The following is a 15,041-nucleotide window of genomic DNA, read 5'->3' on the forward strand; positions in this document are numbered from 1 at the left end:
CCCTTCTCATTCGGCTTGTGGCTCCCCCAGCTTGAGCCGGGTGAGCGCCTCGACCCGGCGCCACTGTCCGGGCTCGAACCAGCGGGCCAGCAGCTCCTGCTGCTGTTCTGCCCGGGCCTCGTTCGGCAGTTGTCTGAGCTCGGCCAGAAAGCCGCTGAGCTGCTCCTCGAACCCTTGCCGGTTCTGCTCCAGCTGGCGCATCCGATCCACCGCTTCCGGCCCCCCTGTCTCCAGCAGCAGAGCCTCCCGTTTGGCCGGGTCCATCTGCGCCAGCCCTTGCAACTCCTCAAGCAGACGGCTGTTGGCCTCCGCCTCGCGAAACCAGCCCGGTTGCTCCGCCAGCCAGAGATCCAGTTCGCTGGCCAGCTGCGACTTGTCGCTGTCTCTCGCCTCCGCCAGCGCCCTGCGGCGCAGGGTCAGCTGCTCCATCAGCCGATCCTCGGCAAACAGCTGGGCCTGCTCGGCCGGGGTAAAACTCTGCTGGCGCAGCTGCTCCCGCTCGTCAAACAGGATCTGCAAGCTGGTGAGGGAGATCTCGGTGGGCACCGTCAGGCTGCTCTGGGCGGAGACAAAGGTGCGATAGCGCGCCTGCAGGGCATCGGCGGCCTCCTGCTCGGGATCGTGCGGGTGGCTCTGTGCATGCTGGCTGGCTTGAGCGGGGGATGAGTCTGCCGTCGGTGCCGTGGGCCAGAGCAACACCCCGCCAAGCAGCAGGGTGATGGCGCAGGGTACGACGAGCAGGGTAGCTATCTTCATAGTCCCAGCTCCTTGAGGCGGTTGGCATGCTGGCGATAGAGGGTGACCGGATCGGTCTCGAACAGATGGTGGATACCGAAGGACTGGTTCACTTCGTCCAGATGGTTCATCCGGTAGCCGGTGCCGATCACCTTGCCGAGGTGGCTGCTGCAGACCCCGACCAGCCCGTCATTGGGCTCCTTGAAGAAGGCGCCGGTCAGCGCCAGCGCCGGATCCACCGGATCCAGCAGATTGGTCAGGTTGCCGCGCCCGCTCCAGGAGAAGTAGTAGACGCCGTTGGTCGCCTGCATCGGCCCCTCGCCGCAATAGCGGCTGGGCAGCCCCTCCGGGTAGCGCTGGTTGAACTGGCTGGCTCCCTTGCTGGTGAGGGCATCGAGGGCGGCGACCGGATCTTGCGGCAGCTGGCTCCCGCCCGAGAGCAGTGAAATCATGCCGGAGAGGGCGTGGGCCGCGGCGGCCGCCAGCTTCTCGGCGGCGCTGCCGGGGGCGGCATTGGCCCGCACCAGATCGGCAATCTCGGAGCCGTAGTTGACCCCGCCGACGCTGGTGGCGGAGGCGACCAGCTCGGGGGCGACCGAGGCGACATAGCGGATGGTGGGGCCGCCGTGGGAGTGGCCGATCAGGTTGACCTTCTCGGCGCCGGTGGCTGCCAGCAGCAGCTCAACCTGGGCGAGCAGTTGCTCCCCCCGTTGCTCCGAACTGGCGGTGGCCGACACCTGGGCCACGTAGACTTTGGCACCATCCCGGCTCAGGGCCTGGGGAATGCCGTAGAAGTAATCGACCCCGAGCAGCTTGTCGAAGCCGAACAGGCCGTGCACCAGCACTATGGGGTAGCGGGTCTGGGTGTATCCGCTGGCGTGTGCCAGCATGGGCAGGGTGCAGAGCAGCACCAGAAGCCATCTCTTCATCATCAGCATCCTTGTTGATTCGTGAGGAACAGATTGAGTGGCGTACTCCATGTTCGCCGGTGCCAGTATGGTGGCTGCTGACGGGAGAGGCTGTGAGGGGGATCGCAACTCGGGATTCAAAAGGGGTTCATGGTGCGGGCGGGGAAGCTGAGCTCCCCGCCCTGCGGCTTATTGCCACTCCACCAGGTGATACTGCTTTTTGCCCCGGCGCAGCAGCAGGTAGCGGCCAAACAGCCGATCATTGGCACTCAGCTGATCATCCTGCTTGAGCACACCATTGAGGCTGATGGCGCCCGCCGCCAGCAGTTCGCGGGCGATGCGCCTGGAGTTAGCCAGACCGCAGCTGACCAGCAGGCTGACCAGATCCGTCTCGCCGCTGACGGTGCTGCTCGGCATGCCATCCTGCGCCAACTGGGCCAGATCGCTCTCGCCGAGGCGGGCCACGTCGCCGCTAAACAGCAACTCGCTGATGCGCTGCACCGCCGCCAGCGCCGCCTTGCCGTGTACCAGCTCGGTCAGCTCGTCGGCCAGCACCTGCTGGGCCTGCTTTCGCCCCTGCCGCTTGGCATCTTCCGCCTCCAGTGCATCAATCTCGCTCAGCGACATAAAGCTGTAGTAGCGCAGGAAGCGGTAGACATCCTCATCCGCGGTGCCGAGCCAGAACTGGTAGAAGGCGTAAGGGGAGGTGAGCGCCGGATCGAGCCAGACCGCGCCCCCTTCGGTCTTGCCAAACTTGGTGCCGTCCGCCTTGGTGATAAGGGGCAGGGTCATGCCGTGCACCTGCGCCTGATGGAGGCGACGGGTGAGATCCATGCCGCTGGTGATATTGCCCCACTGGTCGTTGCCGCCAATCTGCAGGGTGCAACCGAGCCGCTGGTGCAGCACCGCAAAGTCGTAGGATTGCAGCAGGGCGTAGGAGAACTCGGTGAACGAGATGCCCTGATCCGGGCGGGCCAGTCGCTGGCGCACCGACTCCCGCGCCAGCATGGCGTTGACCGAGAAGTGCTTGCCGATATCCCGCAGAAAATCAAGGGCGGACATCTGACCCATCCAGTCGCCATTGTTGACCAGTTGCGGGGCCGCTAGGCCCTCATCGGCGGGCAGCAGCGCCCTGATTTGGGCAGACAGGCTGGCGACCCAACCCTGTACCGTGTCGGCACTATTGAGGCTGCGCTCGGTCGCCTTGAAGCTGGGATCGCCGATAAGACCGGTCGCCCCGCCCACCAATGCCACCGGGGTATGCCCAGCCAGCTGGAAGCGGCGCAGCATCAAGAGCGGCACCAGATGACCGATATGCAGGCTGCCGGCGGTGGGATCGAACCCGCAATAGACGGTGCGCGGGGTGGCAAGATGATCGGCCAGGGCCGCCGGGTCGGAATTCTGGGCCACAAGGCCGCGCTCGGTCAGCTCATCGAGCAGGTGGGGGTTGATCATGGGTTCTCCAACAGCAGGGGGAAAAGCCGTCATCCTCGCCGTTCTGGCTGGTGGCGGATATGTCCCCTGAGGGACAGTTTTGCCACTCTCGTGCTAGCATTCAGCCATAGCGGGGAATCGCTCCCCGTCACCGGAAACGTGCCACCATGACCCAGCCATTCACCACAGATGCCTTGACCCGCAGCATGACCGAGGTGGTCGATGCCCTGCACAGCAGCGCCTTTGCGGCGGCGCTGGTGCGGCTGATCCAGCAACAGGTGGCGTTTGATTGCGCCCTGCTGCTCGGGGTAGGGCAGCGCCCCGTCTACCTCTACGACAACCTCAATCATCAGCGGGCTCTGCTGTTTGACCGCTACCTCACCAGCCACTTCAGTCAGGATCCCTTTATGCAGGCGCTGGAACAGGGCTTGCCTGCCGGCGTCTGGACGCTGGCGCAGGTCTCCCAAGGGCGGCTCGATCCCGAATATCGCCACCACTTCTATCAGGCCACCGGCTGGCAGGAGGAGGTGGGGCTGATCCTGCCGGTGCGGGACGGGTTGACGCTGATGCTGTTTCTGGGGCGGCTCGACAAGCGCAGTACCCTCAGTCGTGACGAGCTGGCGAGGCTGGAGCAGCTGTTCCCGCTGGTGCATTCGCTCTGTCGTCAGCAGTGGCGGCAGAGCCAGCCGCTGTTGGCCCAGAGCACTGCGCTGCCCGACAGCGCCAGCCTCAAGAGCGCGGTGGAGCAGGCGATGGCGAGTGTCGGGGGCGATAGGCTTACCCGGCGCGAGCGGCAGGTGGCGGAGTTGCTGCTGCAGGGATTGGATACCGAGGCGATTGCCGCAGCGCTCGGGATTGGCAGCGGCACGGTGAAGAATCACCGCAAGCATCTCTATGGCAAACTGCGGCTCGGCTCGCGGGCCGAGCTGTTCAATCTCTTTCTGAACCACCTCATTACGGCGCCGGTGGAGGCATCACAGGCGTCATCGGCGGGAGAGCGAGAGAGCCCGCCATAGGGCGGGCCGGGGTTACTCGAGGCGCGGGATGGTGGGAGTGGTTTCGGGCAGGATACTGAGCAACTGGTAGCGCTTCATCAGCTGCTTGTATTCATCCCCCTGTTTGACCTTGTCCAGCGCCTGTTGCAGGCGGGCAACCTGTTGCTTGTCTGCCCTCAGGTTGAAGGCGAAGCAGTTATCCTGCTCTTCAATAATCGCGACGGTGACAAAATCCTCGCTGGGAAAACCCAGCTCTTTGGCCTGATGGCGCAACATCACCTCGTTGCCCGCCACCAGATCGGTGCGTGCCATGATGAGCTGGCGCACCACCTGATCCATGCGCTCCACCGACATCATATTGCCCGGGCTGATCCCGCGGTTGAGCAGCAACTGCTCCCCGACATCCGCCTGCATCACACCAATCTGCAGCTTGGCGAGATCCGCTTTGCTGGCCACTTTGGGGGCATCCTGCTTGCGGCCGACCAGCGCGACCCTGGAGTGGCTGATGGGGCAGACCCAGAGGAAGTGGGGATCCCGCTCCTTGGTATGTGCCGTGGTAAAGAGCACGGCCTCTTGCTGCTGGGTCAGCAGATACCAGCCGCGGGCCCAGGGCAGAAAGTGGATGGGTTGCTCCGGCTCCCCCATTTCGCGCCACATCAGGCGCAGCAACTCGACCGCCAACCCCACAGGCTGACCATTTTTATCCTGGCCATTGAGTGGCATGTTCTGCTCCGAATAGTAGATAAGTGCCGGAGCAGGGAGCGCGATAAACAGGGCGAGAGAAGCGAGAGCAGGGAGCAGACGACGCATGATGCACTCCTTGTGCGGGTAGTTACCTAACAGTCTATGTGGCCTTTTCCATAACGTCATGATCCGGTAGCGGGATAAAAAACAGGCCACCTTGCGGTGGCCTGTCGGTTTATTTCAGCAGGGCTTCCATCTCCGCCTCTGCCTTGGCGCGAGCCTTGGCCTCCGCCGCTCTGGCGGCATCGGCGACGCTCTCTCCGGCCGTATGGGATGCGGCACTGACGGCCTGCTGGGCTGGTTCTGCAACGGCCTTGGTCGCTTCTTGTGTCACGGTAGCTGTGGCACTGCTGACTGCCTGTTTGGCAGGAGCTGTAACAGCCTTGGTGGCTTCCTGTGTCACGGTCGCCGCGGCACTGCTGACAGCCTGTTTGGCAGGCGCGGCAACAGCCTTGGTGGCTTCTTGCGTTGCGGTTGCAGCGGCGCTGCTGACTGCCTGTTTGGCCGGAGCGGCAACGGCCTTGGTAGCTTCTTGCGTTGCGGTCGCAGCAGCGCTGCTGACGGCTTGCTTGGCAGGAGCGGCAACGGCCTTGGTGGCTTCTTGGGTTACGGTCGCAGCGGCGCTGCTGACAGCCTGTTTGGCCGGTGTGACAACGGCTTTGGTGGCCTCTTGCGTCACGGTGGCGGTGGCGCGGCTAACCGCTTGCTTGGCTGGCGCAGTGACAGCGGTGGTTGCACTACGGGTCAGATCGGTCGCACTTTGGCTCACAGCTTGGGTAGCCTGCCCTGTGGCGTTGGCGGCTGCGCCGCTGATAGCCTGGCTGGCGCTGTTGGTCAGCGAGCCGGTGACGCCGCGGGTCACTGTGCCCAGCGCGCTGCCAAGGGAGAAGGGGGAGGTGCCACTCTGGCTAGTTGCCGCACCGGTCAGGGCATTGGCCGCCGGGGTGAGCTGGCTGGTGGGGGTCTGCCAGCCCTGCATGGCGGTTGGCCAGGTCGGTGCCGTGCCTGCCAGATTTTCGCCGAAGGTCAGGGTGGTGCCATCCCCTTTTTGCAGCAATACCGACATCTGGTTGGTTTGCGAGTTCCACACCATCCCCGCCTGCTTGGCAATATCCGGCACGGGCGCATACTCGGAGACCACATAGAAAAGCGGCCCCTCCTGCTGTAACTTGTCGGCAGTCTTGAGCAACTGCATGGTGCTGTCGTAGTTGGGGCCAAGGATGGCGGTCATCCGATCCTTGATCAGGGGTTGTTCGAACAGATTGACCTCGTTCGGGTCAAAGCCGACCAGCGGCTTGAGCAGGGCCCACATCAGCTGGCTGGTGGGGCTCATCATCAGCAATGGGGCAACGCAGGCGGACAACATCAGGCTCAGGCAGGCCGCCTGAAGCAACGGCATGATACGCATTGGGATAATATCCAAATAACGACTTGATAAATAAGGTTATATTTTGTCAGGACGTGACAAATTCACCGGAAGTTTGCGCGTGGCAGCGAGAGACTGCCCGCAGGCGCTGGCAGGCTACCATATTGGTTCCACAATGCCAGCAGGCAGTATGATTGTCAGTCAAGTAAACCCCGGGGCTGGTCGACTCTTCGAGAGTGCCCCCATCGCAACAGGATCCCTCTCATGAAAAATGTACTGCTCTGCCTGCTGGCCTCCCTCTGGCTCGCCCCTGCTCTGGCCGCGTCCAAAACCACTATGGTGGGCGAGTCTGCCAGTCCCGAGCTGGTGTTGCCGCTGGGCTCATTGCCCGAGCGGGTCTGCTGGTTTGCCGATCAGAAATATTCCGAAGGGGCCCGCATTCTGCAGGGCGATATCTGGCTGGAGTGCGGCCCGCTGAACGACCTCGAGAGCAATGGCGCGCTGGCCTGGCGCTCTCCTGCGGTGGTGTTGCCTGCCACCCGTGGTGCGAAAGCTCAGAAGACGATTTCCGTGGGTCAGTGAGGCTTTTCTTGATCCAGCTAAAGACATGGACGTGATCCCTGTCGCATAATGCAGCTCCTTTCTTCTCTTGGCTGGAACCTAAGAAATGGCTCGTCGCTCTTCCAATGCACAACGTCGTCGCAGTAGCTGGTGGTACAAACGCTTGTTGGCAAGGGAGCGCGAAGAGCGCGAAGCGCGTTCCGTAAGGGATTGATACTGCATTAAAAAACGGAGCCTCTGGCTCCGTTTTTGCGTTTATTACTCTTAGCAGAATAACAACGGGGGCCATCAGGCCCCCGTTTTGCTTTTGCAGATGTTGCCTGCTTGCGGCTTAGCGCTGCAAGGCGGCCAGTGCCAGTTCGACCCGTTTGGCATACTCGGGGTCGGCCTGCTCGAAGTGTTTGAGCTGGGCCGCGACGATGGCGTCATCCTCCACATTGATAAGGGAGCGGGCCAGGTTGGCGGCGAGCCGTGAACGCTGCCCCTCGTCCATGATGCGGAACAGGTTACCCGGCTGGCTGTAGTAGTCGCTGTCGTAGTCACGGAAGTCGTAGTGCAGGGCGGCCCCTTCCAGACTCAGCGCCGGTTCGTGCTGTTCGCTCGGCTGCTGGGTACCGAAACGGTTCGGCTGATAGTTGGGGCTGGCGCCGCCATTGCTGTCCGCCCGCATGGCACCGTCACGATGGGCACCGTGATGGAACGGGCAGCGCGGGGCGTTGACCGGCAGCAGACCGTGGTTGACGCCAAGGCGATAGCGCTGGGTGTCACCGTAGGAGAAGAGTCGCCCTTGCAACATGCGATCCGGCGAGAAGCCGATACCGGGCACCACGTTGGCCGGGGTAAAGGCGGCCTGCTCCACATGGGCGAAGTAGTTGTCCGGGTTCTGGTTGAGCTCAAGCACGCCGACCGGGATCAGCGGGTAGTCGCTGTGCGGCCACACCTTGGTGAGGTCGAACGGGTGGATCTGGTAGGTCTGGGCTTCGGCCTCCGGCATCACCTGCACATAGACCTTCCAGCGCGGGAAGTCGCCCCGCTCGATGGCATTGAACAGATCCGCCTGACTGGTCTCCCGATCCTGCCCGACGGCGGTGGCGGCCTCTTCATCGGTGTAGAAGCTGTGGCCCTGCTCGGTCTTGAAGTGGAACTTGACCCAGAAGCGCTCATCGGCCGAGTTGATAAAGCTGAAGGTATGGCTGCCGTAGCCGTTCATCTCCCGCAGGCTCTTGGGGATGCCGCGATCGCTGAACAGTATGGTGACCTGATGCAGGGATTCCGGATGGCGTGACCAGAAGTCCCAGGCGGCAGTGGCGCTGCGCAGGTTGGTGCGCGGATCCCGCTTCTGGGTGTGGATGAAGTCAGGGAATTTCAGCGGATCGCGGATGAAAAAGACCGGGGTGTTGTTGCCCACCAGATCCCAGTTGCCCTGCTCGGTATAGAACTTGAGGGCGAAGCCGCGCACATCGCGTTCGGCATCGGCGGCGCCCTTCTCACCAGCTACGGTGGAGAAACGCAGGAACACCGGTGTTTGCTTGCCGATGGCGCTGAACAGATCGGCCTTGCTGAACTGGCTGATGTCGTGGGTCACGGTAAAGGTGCCGTAGGCGCCCGAGCCTTTAGCGTGAACCACCCGCTCGGGAATGCGCTCGCGGTCGAAGTGGGCGAGTTTCTCCATCAACCAGATATCTTGCATCAGGATGGGGCCGCGCGGGCCGGCGGTGAGGCTGTTGTTGTTGTCGACGACGGGGGCGCCGTTGGCGCTGTGCAGGGTCTTGTCAGTCATGGCTTCTCTCCTTGTTGATATGGGGCCAGCCTACGGATCTGCGCAGTGATGGGCCAATGGGCCTTTCCTCGCCCTTTGATAGGCAAGACAAATGGGTGCAGGTGGGGGATGTGTAACCGCGCTGGATATTGCATGATGGAGGTTTCGAGAAGGAGCCTCATATGCAGATTACTATCCGTCATGCCGAACCCGCCGATGCCCCCGCCTTGTGGGATCTTTACGCCATGCCCAATGCCCAGGCGGGCACTTTGCACTTGCCTATGCCACCCCTTAGCCAGTGGCAGAAGCGGTTGGAGAGCGACAGCGTGGTGGCACTGGTCGCCGAGGTCGACGGCCTGCTGGTAGGCCAGCTCTCGCTGCTGGTTGAGCCCAATCCCAGACGCAAGCATGTGGCCGGGATTGGCATGGGAGTGCGGGATGACTGGTCTGGCAAGGGGGTTGGCTCTGCCCTGATGGCCGCGGCGCTGGATCTGGCCGATAACTGGCTCAACCTGCACCGGATTGAGCTGACCGTCTATACCGACAATGAGGCCGCACAGGCGCTCTATCGCAAGTTCGGCTTCACTCAGGAGGGACTGGCTCGCGACTATGCCTTCCGCCAGGGGCGTTATGTGGATGCGTTCTATATGGCCAGAGTCGCAGGGGGCGCCAGTCGCTAACGGTATGGTCGATTATCATGCCAGATTGCGCCCGGTGATCCGGGCGCTGGAGCAGAATCCCGATCTCTCCATTGAAACGCTGGCAAGCAGTGCCTGCTTGTCTTTCTACCATTTTCACCGGGTGTTTACGGCTGTGGCGGGGGAGACACCCGGGGAGATGTGTCGTCGTCTGCGCATCCAGCGGGCTGCTTGGCAGCTCTGCTATACCGATGCCAGTGTCACGGCCATTGCGTTGGGGGCGGGGCTCGCCAGCTCTCAGGCGTTTGCCAAGGTATTTCGCCGTTACTATGGTTGCACGCCGGGAGAGTTTCGCCGCGACAAGAGCAAGAATGGACACTTGATGAGCAAGGATGGACACGCACTTGTGCAGCCGAATCCTTATGCTGAGGGTCACTCATCAGCAAGGAGCAATACCATGAAAACCATCGAGATGGACGCCCGTACTCTGGCCTATATGCGTGTCACCGGCCCCTATGGCGAGGGGTATGACCCCGTCTGCAGCCAGCTGCATCAGTGGGCCAGCGCCCGCGGTCTGGAAGGTGGGGAGTGGATCTTCATCTATCACGATAACCCCGAGGTGACCCCGCCAGCCCAGTGTCGCACTGACATCGGGGTAACGGTGCCTGCTGGGACGGTGGGGATGGGAGCGGTCGAGATCCAGCTTATTCCCGCCGGTCGTTACGCCCAGTCCCGTTATCTTATTACCGACCGCAGTCAGTATGGTCCGCGTTGGCAGGAACATATCGGCGACATCGTTGCTGCCGGGCTGGAGTTTGGCAATGGTCCCTGCTTCGAGCTCTATCACAGCATGAGCGATGATCCGGTGCGGGACGATGTCAGCTTTTGCTCCAGTCTGAAGGGTTAGGGCATAACAAGACGCAAGGGATGGTACAGAGCGTTGCGCAGAAACGAGAGAGCCGGACAGTGTCCGGCTCTTTTGCATCTGGCGGTTTGGCGGCGGTTAGCGCTGGAACCCCTTCTGGGCGAACTTGGGACGGGCGTTCATGATCTGCTCCACCTGCTCGTCGCTCATCTTGCCGCGCGACAACCCCAGCACCTTGTAGGTGAGCAGTGGTCGGGCGGGCAGGGCGATCATCAGGGCGCGGATCTGGTTCTCGTCATCCTTCTCCCGGGTCGGCTTGCCGTAGGCGTAGGTGAGGACGCCGGCATCCATCAGGTTTTTGACGGCGGGCTCGGTGATCGGCAAGTTTATGACGCTTTTACGCTGCAGCACGAACTCGCGCAGCACCGCTTTCTCGTTGAAGTCGAGGAAGCCGATCATCTGGGCCAGCTGGTCCTGCTGACGGCGCGCCTGCCACTCTTCACAGGCCCACTCCCAGGCGATCAGGAAGCCCTGACTGCAGAAGTAGGAGATGGCGATCAGCATGCCGACCCCCAGCCAGGCCGCGTGATCCGCAGCCCACTGGCTGACGGCCCCTTTCATCAGCCCGGCCGGAAACAGCAGAATGATGCTGCAGCAGAGCAACAACCAGACCATCAGCCAATTGAGGCGGTTCAGTTGATAGAAATGTTGGATCCACCGTTTCATTGTTCATCCTTCCCAAACTGTTGTGGATAGTGAACTACCTACAGCAATCGGTGTGCCAACAGCGCAATAGCGGTGGGGAGGAGGGGCTGGCGAGGTTACATTCCCTTACAACTTATTGAATGAGTTGTCATTAATTTGCCTTGTGAGGCGGCGGTCGCGTTGCTAAAACGTCCCCTCAGTCATTGGGGAGTAGCAACCCGCCCGGATTCCGGGCCGGGCCCATGTCAACACTCTTGGATCCTCGCATCCATGGCATGGGCGGCGATAGGCACTATCGCTCTGCAAGACCTTTGGCCTCGATATGCACGCCAGCCGGGCGAGCCATATCGGGTCCATCGGTTATTCTGCTCGCCTGGCGGTATCTATTATGTTGATTACCCTGCTGTTATTTCTCGTCTCTGCGGTCACCATCTACCTTGCCTGCGAATATTTCGTCAACGGCATCGAGTGGACCGGCCACCACTTCAAACTCTCCCAAAGCGCCACCGGTTCGCTGCTGGCGGCACTGGGTACGGCCCTGCCCGAGTGCATCGTGACCCTGACCGCCCTGCTGATGGGCAACACGACTGCCCAGCAGGAGATTGGCATCGGCGCCGCCCTCGGTGGGCCGCTGGTGCTGGCGACCATCGGCTATGCAGCGGTCGGTCTTACCTTGCTGCTTTGCATGGGGCGTACCGAACGGGCCATCGATGGCGAGGTGCAACGGGAGAGTGGCCGGGATCAGCGCTGGTTTATGGGGATTTTTCTGGTGGCAACCGCGCTGGGTCTGGTCGCTTTTACCGGCAAGAGCTGGCTGGCCCCGCTCTTTGTGCTGGTCTATCTCGTCTATGTGCGGCGCGAGCTGAAACAGACTGACTGCCACGAGGTCGAGCTGCCGGAGCCCCTCAAACTGGCTCCCGGCGCGGGGATCCCGCCCCTTGGCAAGGTGCTGCTGCAGACGTTGGGTGCGTTGGTGGTGGTGGCGCTGGCGGCGCAGCTGTTTGTTCATCAGCTGGAGAGCATGGGCGAGCTGTTTGGTCTCTCGCCGGTGCTGGCAGCCCTGCTGCTGAGCCCGGTGGCGACCGAGATGCCGGAGCTGATGAACGTGCTGATCTGGGTGCGACAGGGCAAGAACCGGCTGGCGCTGGCCAATATCTCCGGGGCCATGATGATCCAGGGCACTATCCCCAAGGCGTTCTGTCTGCTGTTTACCCCATGGCTGCTGGATGGCGCCATGATGGCCTCCTCGCTGGTGACGTTGCTGGCGGTGGGGTTGCTCTGGTGGGGGTTCAGAAAGGGAACCATGACCGCCGGGCGGTTGGCGCTGGTCGGTCTGCTCTATCTCGGTTTTTGCAGCTGGTTGCTGGTGAGCTGAAGCGGGAAGCGCGGATATGAAAAAGCCCCCTTGGCAGGGGGCTTTGTTGTATCGGTAGGGGCGGTGCTTACAGCGCGGCGATCTCGGCCTGCTGGGCTTCCAGCTTGGTCAGCTGGAGACGGTAATCTTCCAGCTTCTCGCGCTCTTTGGCGATGACCGCTTCCGGTGCCTTGGCGACGAAGGCTTCGTTGCCGAGTTTGCCTTCGATGCGGCCGCACTCGCCCACCAGACGGGCAACCTCTTTGGCCAGACGGGCCAGTTCGGCATCCTTGTCGATGAGACCGGCCATCGGGATCATCAGCTCGGTAGCGCCGATCAGCTTCTTCACTGACAGCGGGGCGGTTTCACCGTCCGCCAGAACGCGGATGGACTCCAGACGGGCCAGCGACTTGAGGAAGGCCTCGTTGTCAGCGGCGCGCTGGGCATCCTTGGCATCGCACTGGAGCAGCACGTTGAGGGGCACGCTCGGTGCCACGTTCATCTCGGCGCGGATGTTGCGGATGCTGACGATGAACTCCTTCACCCACTCCTGATCCGCCATCGCGGCTTCGTCCACCTTGGCGGCGTCGAACTCCGGGAAGGCCTGAATCATGATGGTGTCGGCGTGTACGCCAGCTAGCGGAGCGACCGATTTCCAGATGGTCTCGGTGATGAACGGGATGATCGGGTGTGCCAGACGCAGCAGGGTTTCGAGCACGGTCACCAGGGTGTGGCGGGCAGCGCGCTGCTCGGCCTCGGAACCCTTGGTCAGTACCGGCTTGGTCAGCTCCAGATACCAGTCACAGAACTGGTTCCAGATAAATTCATACAGCACGCCAGCCGCGATGTCGAAGCGGTAGGTATCGAGGGCGGTACGGAAGTCACGGATGGCCACTTGCAGCTGGGACTGGATCCAGCGATCCGCCAGGCTGAACTGCATTTCGCCACCGGCAAAACCGCAATCCTGATCTTCGGTGTTCATCAGCACATAGCGGGAGGCGTTCCACAACTTGTTGCAGAAGTTGTTGTAGCCGTCCAGGCGCTTCATGTCCCAGTTGATGTCACGACCGGTAGAGGCCAGCGCTGCCAGAGTGAAGCGCAGGGCGTCGGTACCGTGGGCATCGATCCCTTCCGGGAACTGCTTGGCGGTACGCTTGGCAATCTTCTCGGCCATCTGCGGCTGCATCATGTTGCCGGTGCGCTTCTCCAGCAGATCTTCCAGCGAGATGCCGTCGATCATGTCGAGGGGATCCAGCACGTTGCCCTTGGACTTGGACATCTTCTGGCCTTCTTCGTCACGGATAAGGCCAGTGATGTAGACGGTCTTGAACGGGACTTGCGGCTGGCCGTTTTCGTCCTTGATGAAGTGCATGGTCATCATGATCATCCGGGCAATCCAGAAGAAGATGATGTCGAAGCCGCTCATCAGCACGTCGGTCGGGTGGAAGGTCTTGAGTGCCTCGGTGTTGTTCGGCCAGCCCAGAGTGGAGAAGGTCCACAGGGCGGAGCTGAACCAGGTGTCGAGTACGTCTTCGTCCTGACGCAGGGTAGTCACGGACGGGATGCTGTGCTTGGCGCGAACTTCATCTTCGCTGCGGCCAACGTAGACGTTGCCGGCGTCGTCATACCATGCCGGGATGCGGTGACCCCACCACAGCTGACGGGAGACGCACCAGTCCTGAATGTCGCGCATCCAGGAGAAGTACATGTTTTCGTACTGTTTCGGCACGAACTGGATGCGGCCATCTTCCACCGCTTCGATGGCAGTCTTGGCCATCGGTGCCACGCGCACGTACCACTGGTCGGTCAGCATTGGCTCGATGGGCACGCCACCGCGATCGCCGTACGGCTGTTGCAGCACGTGATCCTTGATCTCGTCCAGCAGACCCAGCTCTTCCAGCTTGGCCAGGATCGCTTTACGGGCGGCGAAGCGCTCCAGCCCGGCGAATTCGCTCGGCAGGGCGGCGTCGTAGGCGGTGCAGGGGTTGCCGTTGGTATCGACCACTTCGGCCTCGGCACGCACGTGGGCATCCAGAGTGAAGATATTGATCATCGGCAGGCTGTGGCGCTTGCCCACTTCGTTATCGTTGAAGTCGTGGGCCGGGGTGATCTTCACGCAACCGGTGCCCTTCTCCATGTCGGCGTGTTCATCGGCGACGATGGGGATCAGACGGTTCACCAGCGGCAGCAGGATGTGCTGGCCGATCAGCGCCTTGTAACGCGGGTCTTCCGGGTTCACGGCCACGGCGGTATCGCCCAGCATGGTCTCCGGACGGGTGGTGGCGACGATCAGGTAATCTTTGCCTTCGGCAGTCTTGGCGCCGTTGGCCAGCGGATAGCGCAGGTGCCACATGTGGCCCTTTATCTCGCGGTTTTCCACTTCCAGGTCGGAGATGGCGGTGTTGAGTTTCGGATCCCAGTTCACCAGACGCTTGCCGCGGTACATCAGGCCATCTTCGTAAAGACGAACGAACACTTCCTGCACGGCGGCGGAGAGACCCTCATCCATGGTGAAGCGCTCGCGCTCCCAATCCACGGAGTCGCCCAGACGGCGCATCTGGCGGGTGATGGTGCCACCGGACTCTTCCTTCCACTGCCAAATCTTGTCGATGAAGGCATCACGGCCGTAATCGTGGCGAGTCTTGCCCTCTTCTGCGGCGATCTTGCGCTCAACCACCATCTGGGTAGCGATACCGGCGTGGTCGGTACCTGCCTGCCACAGGGTGTTCTTGCCCTGCATGCGGTTGTAGCGGATCAGGGTATCCATCAGGGTTTGCTGGAAGGCGTGACCCATGTGCAGGCTGCCGGTGACGTTCGGCGGCGGGATCATGATGCAGAAGGAGTCTTTGCTGGTATCGCCGTGGGGCTTGAAGTAACCCTGGGCTTCCCAGTGCTGATAGAGCGCCTGTTCGATGGCGTTGTGATTAAAAGTCTTTTCCATGGTCTCGCCGTAATCTGGATGGATGGAGTCTGGTGT

At 62.0% G+C, this 15,041-nt stretch carries 13 protein-coding genes and 1 riboswitch; of the genes, 5 read left to right on the forward strand and 8 right to left on the reverse strand.

Annotated features, from left to right (window positions below; translation table 11 throughout):
• Positions 1–6 precede the first annotated feature (6 nt).
• The 3 genes from AB5Y71_RS03575 to tyrS all read right to left on the reverse strand — a co-directional run bounded on the left by AB5Y71_RS03575 (position 7) and on the right by tyrS (position 3,098).
• Complete coding sequence (locus AB5Y71_RS03575) at positions 7–756, reverse strand: lipase secretion chaperone (RefSeq protein ID WP_368171015.1); 750 nt, start codon at positions 754–756, stop codon at positions 7–9.
• Positions 753–1,664: a triacylglycerol lipase gene (locus AB5Y71_RS03580; RefSeq protein WP_100644867.1), complete on the reverse strand. Its 912-nt coding sequence runs from the start codon at positions 1,662–1,664 to the stop codon at positions 753–755. Before AB5Y71_RS03580 ends, AB5Y71_RS03575 begins: the two co-directional genes overlap by 4 nt.
• A 168-nt stretch (positions 1,665–1,832) precedes the next feature.
• On the reverse strand, positions 1,833–3,098 hold the full coding sequence (gene tyrS, locus AB5Y71_RS03585; RefSeq protein ID WP_368171016.1) for a tyrosine--tRNA ligase: 1,266 nt from the start codon (positions 3,096–3,098) through the stop codon (positions 1,833–1,835).
• Positions 3,099–3,244: 146 nt separating this feature from the next.
• On the opposite strand from tyrS, the gene AB5Y71_RS03590 reads away from it, so the two are divergent.
• Positions 3,245–4,093, forward strand: coding sequence for a LuxR C-terminal-related transcriptional regulator (locus AB5Y71_RS03590; protein ID WP_368171017.1), 849 nt, complete (start codon positions 3,245–3,247; stop codon positions 4,091–4,093).
• Positions 4,094–4,105: 12 nt separating this feature from the next.
• Here AB5Y71_RS03590 and AB5Y71_RS03595 read toward each other — a convergent pair whose 3' ends face one another.
• Together AB5Y71_RS03595 and AB5Y71_RS03600 are read right to left on the reverse strand one after the other, a co-directional pair.
• Positions 4,106–4,882, reverse strand: a complete 777-nt coding sequence (locus tag AB5Y71_RS03595) for an ABC transporter substrate-binding protein (RefSeq protein ID WP_042053448.1) — start codon at positions 4,880–4,882, stop codon at positions 4,106–4,108.
• 109 nt (positions 4,883–4,991) lie between these two features.
• Positions 4,992–6,224, reverse strand: a complete 1,233-nt coding sequence (locus tag AB5Y71_RS03600) for a hypothetical protein (RefSeq protein ID WP_368171018.1) — start codon at positions 6,222–6,224, stop codon at positions 4,992–4,994.
• A 222-nt stretch (positions 6,225–6,446) separates the two neighbouring features.
• Between AB5Y71_RS03600 and AB5Y71_RS03605 the strand changes: the two genes are divergently transcribed.
• Positions 6,447–6,764, forward strand: a complete 318-nt coding sequence (locus AB5Y71_RS03605) for a DUF1496 domain-containing protein (RefSeq protein WP_201990643.1) — start codon at positions 6,447–6,449, stop codon at positions 6,762–6,764.
• Positions 6,765–7,074: 310 nt separating this feature from the next.
• Here the strand turns inward: AB5Y71_RS03605 and AB5Y71_RS03610 are convergent, their stop codons facing one another.
• A complete protein-coding gene (locus tag AB5Y71_RS03610; RefSeq protein WP_368171019.1) occupies positions 7,075–8,523 on the reverse strand; it encodes a catalase in 1,449 nt (482 codons plus the stop codon).
• A 161-nt stretch (positions 8,524–8,684) separates the two neighbouring features.
• Here AB5Y71_RS03610 and AB5Y71_RS03615 point away from each other — a divergent pair, with 161 nt between their 5' ends.
• Together AB5Y71_RS03615 and AB5Y71_RS03620 are read left to right on the forward strand one after the other, a co-directional pair.
• The gene (locus AB5Y71_RS03615; protein WP_368171020.1) at positions 8,685–9,182 is read left to right on the forward strand and encodes a GNAT family N-acetyltransferase; all 498 of its coding nucleotides are present in this window, start codon (positions 8,685–8,687) and stop codon (positions 9,180–9,182) included.
• A 4-nt stretch (positions 9,183–9,186) separates the two neighbouring features.
• The gene (locus tag AB5Y71_RS03620) at positions 9,187–10,047 is read left to right on the forward strand and encodes a GyrI-like domain-containing protein (RefSeq protein ID WP_201990705.1); all 861 of its coding nucleotides are present in this window, start codon (positions 9,187–9,189) and stop codon (positions 10,045–10,047) included.
• A 96-nt stretch (positions 10,048–10,143) separates the two neighbouring features.
• Here AB5Y71_RS03620 and AB5Y71_RS03625 read toward each other — a convergent pair whose 3' ends face one another.
• A complete protein-coding gene (locus AB5Y71_RS03625) occupies positions 10,144–10,731 on the reverse strand; it encodes a superinfection exclusion B family protein (protein ID WP_005336432.1) in 588 nt (195 codons plus the stop codon).
• 172 nt (positions 10,732–10,903) lie between these two features.
• Positions 10,904–11,010: riboswitch (yybP-ykoY riboswitch) on the forward strand.
• Between the two features lie 88 nt (positions 11,011–11,098).
• Between AB5Y71_RS03625 and AB5Y71_RS03630 the strand changes: the two genes are divergently transcribed.
• Positions 11,099–12,085, forward strand: coding sequence for a sodium:calcium antiporter (locus tag AB5Y71_RS03630; protein ID WP_201990638.1), 987 nt, complete (start codon positions 11,099–11,101; stop codon positions 12,083–12,085).
• 67 nt (positions 12,086–12,152) lie between these two features.
• Here the strand turns inward: AB5Y71_RS03630 and AB5Y71_RS03635 are convergent, their stop codons facing one another.
• The gene (locus AB5Y71_RS03635) at positions 12,153–15,005 is read right to left on the reverse strand and encodes a valine--tRNA ligase (protein ID WP_201990636.1); all 2,853 of its coding nucleotides are present in this window, start codon (positions 15,003–15,005) and stop codon (positions 12,153–12,155) included.
• Between the last annotated feature and the right edge of the window lie 36 nt (positions 15,006–15,041).

The organism is Aeromonas sp. R9-2 (assembly GCF_040908025.1).
In the GTDB taxonomy this organism is placed as follows: domain Bacteria; phylum Pseudomonadota; class Gammaproteobacteria; order Enterobacterales; family Aeromonadaceae; genus Aeromonas; species Aeromonas veronii.

Coding starts and splice junctions, on each gene's coding strand:
- AB5Y71_RS03575 (WP_368171015.1), bottom strand. CDS start 756: ATGAAGATAGCTACCCTGCTCGTCGTACCCTGCGCCATCACCCTGCTG.
- AB5Y71_RS03580 (WP_100644867.1), bottom strand. CDS start 1,664: ATGAAGAGATGGCTTCTGGTGCTGCTCTGCACCCTGCCCATGCTGGCA.
- tyrS (WP_368171016.1), bottom strand. CDS start 3,098: ATGATCAACCCCCACCTGCTCGATGAGCTGACCGAGCGCGGCCTTGTG.
- AB5Y71_RS03590 (WP_368171017.1), top strand. CDS start 3,245: ATGACCCAGCCATTCACCACAGATGCCTTGACCCGCAGCATGACCGAG.
- AB5Y71_RS03595 (WP_042053448.1), bottom strand. CDS start 4,882: ATGCGTCGTCTGCTCCCTGCTCTCGCTTCTCTCGCCCTGTTTATCGCG.
- AB5Y71_RS03600 (WP_368171018.1), bottom strand. CDS start 6,224: ATGCGTATCATGCCGTTGCTTCAGGCGGCCTGCCTGAGCCTGATGTTG.
- AB5Y71_RS03605 (WP_201990643.1), top strand. CDS start 6,447: ATGAAAAATGTACTGCTCTGCCTGCTGGCCTCCCTCTGGCTCGCCCCT.
- AB5Y71_RS03610 (WP_368171019.1), bottom strand. CDS start 8,523: ATGACTGACAAGACCCTGCACAGCGCCAACGGCGCCCCCGTCGTCGAC.
- AB5Y71_RS03615 (WP_368171020.1), top strand. CDS start 8,685: ATGCAGATTACTATCCGTCATGCCGAACCCGCCGATGCCCCCGCCTTG.
- AB5Y71_RS03620 (WP_201990705.1), top strand. CDS start 9,187: ATGGTCGATTATCATGCCAGATTGCGCCCGGTGATCCGGGCGCTGGAG.
- AB5Y71_RS03625 (WP_005336432.1), bottom strand. CDS start 10,731: ATGAAACGGTGGATCCAACATTTCTATCAACTGAACCGCCTCAATTGG.
- AB5Y71_RS03630 (WP_201990638.1), top strand. CDS start 11,099: ATGTTGATTACCCTGCTGTTATTTCTCGTCTCTGCGGTCACCATCTAC.
- AB5Y71_RS03635 (WP_201990636.1), bottom strand. CDS start 15,005: ATGGAAAAGACTTTTAATCACAACGCCATCGAACAGGCGCTCTATCAG.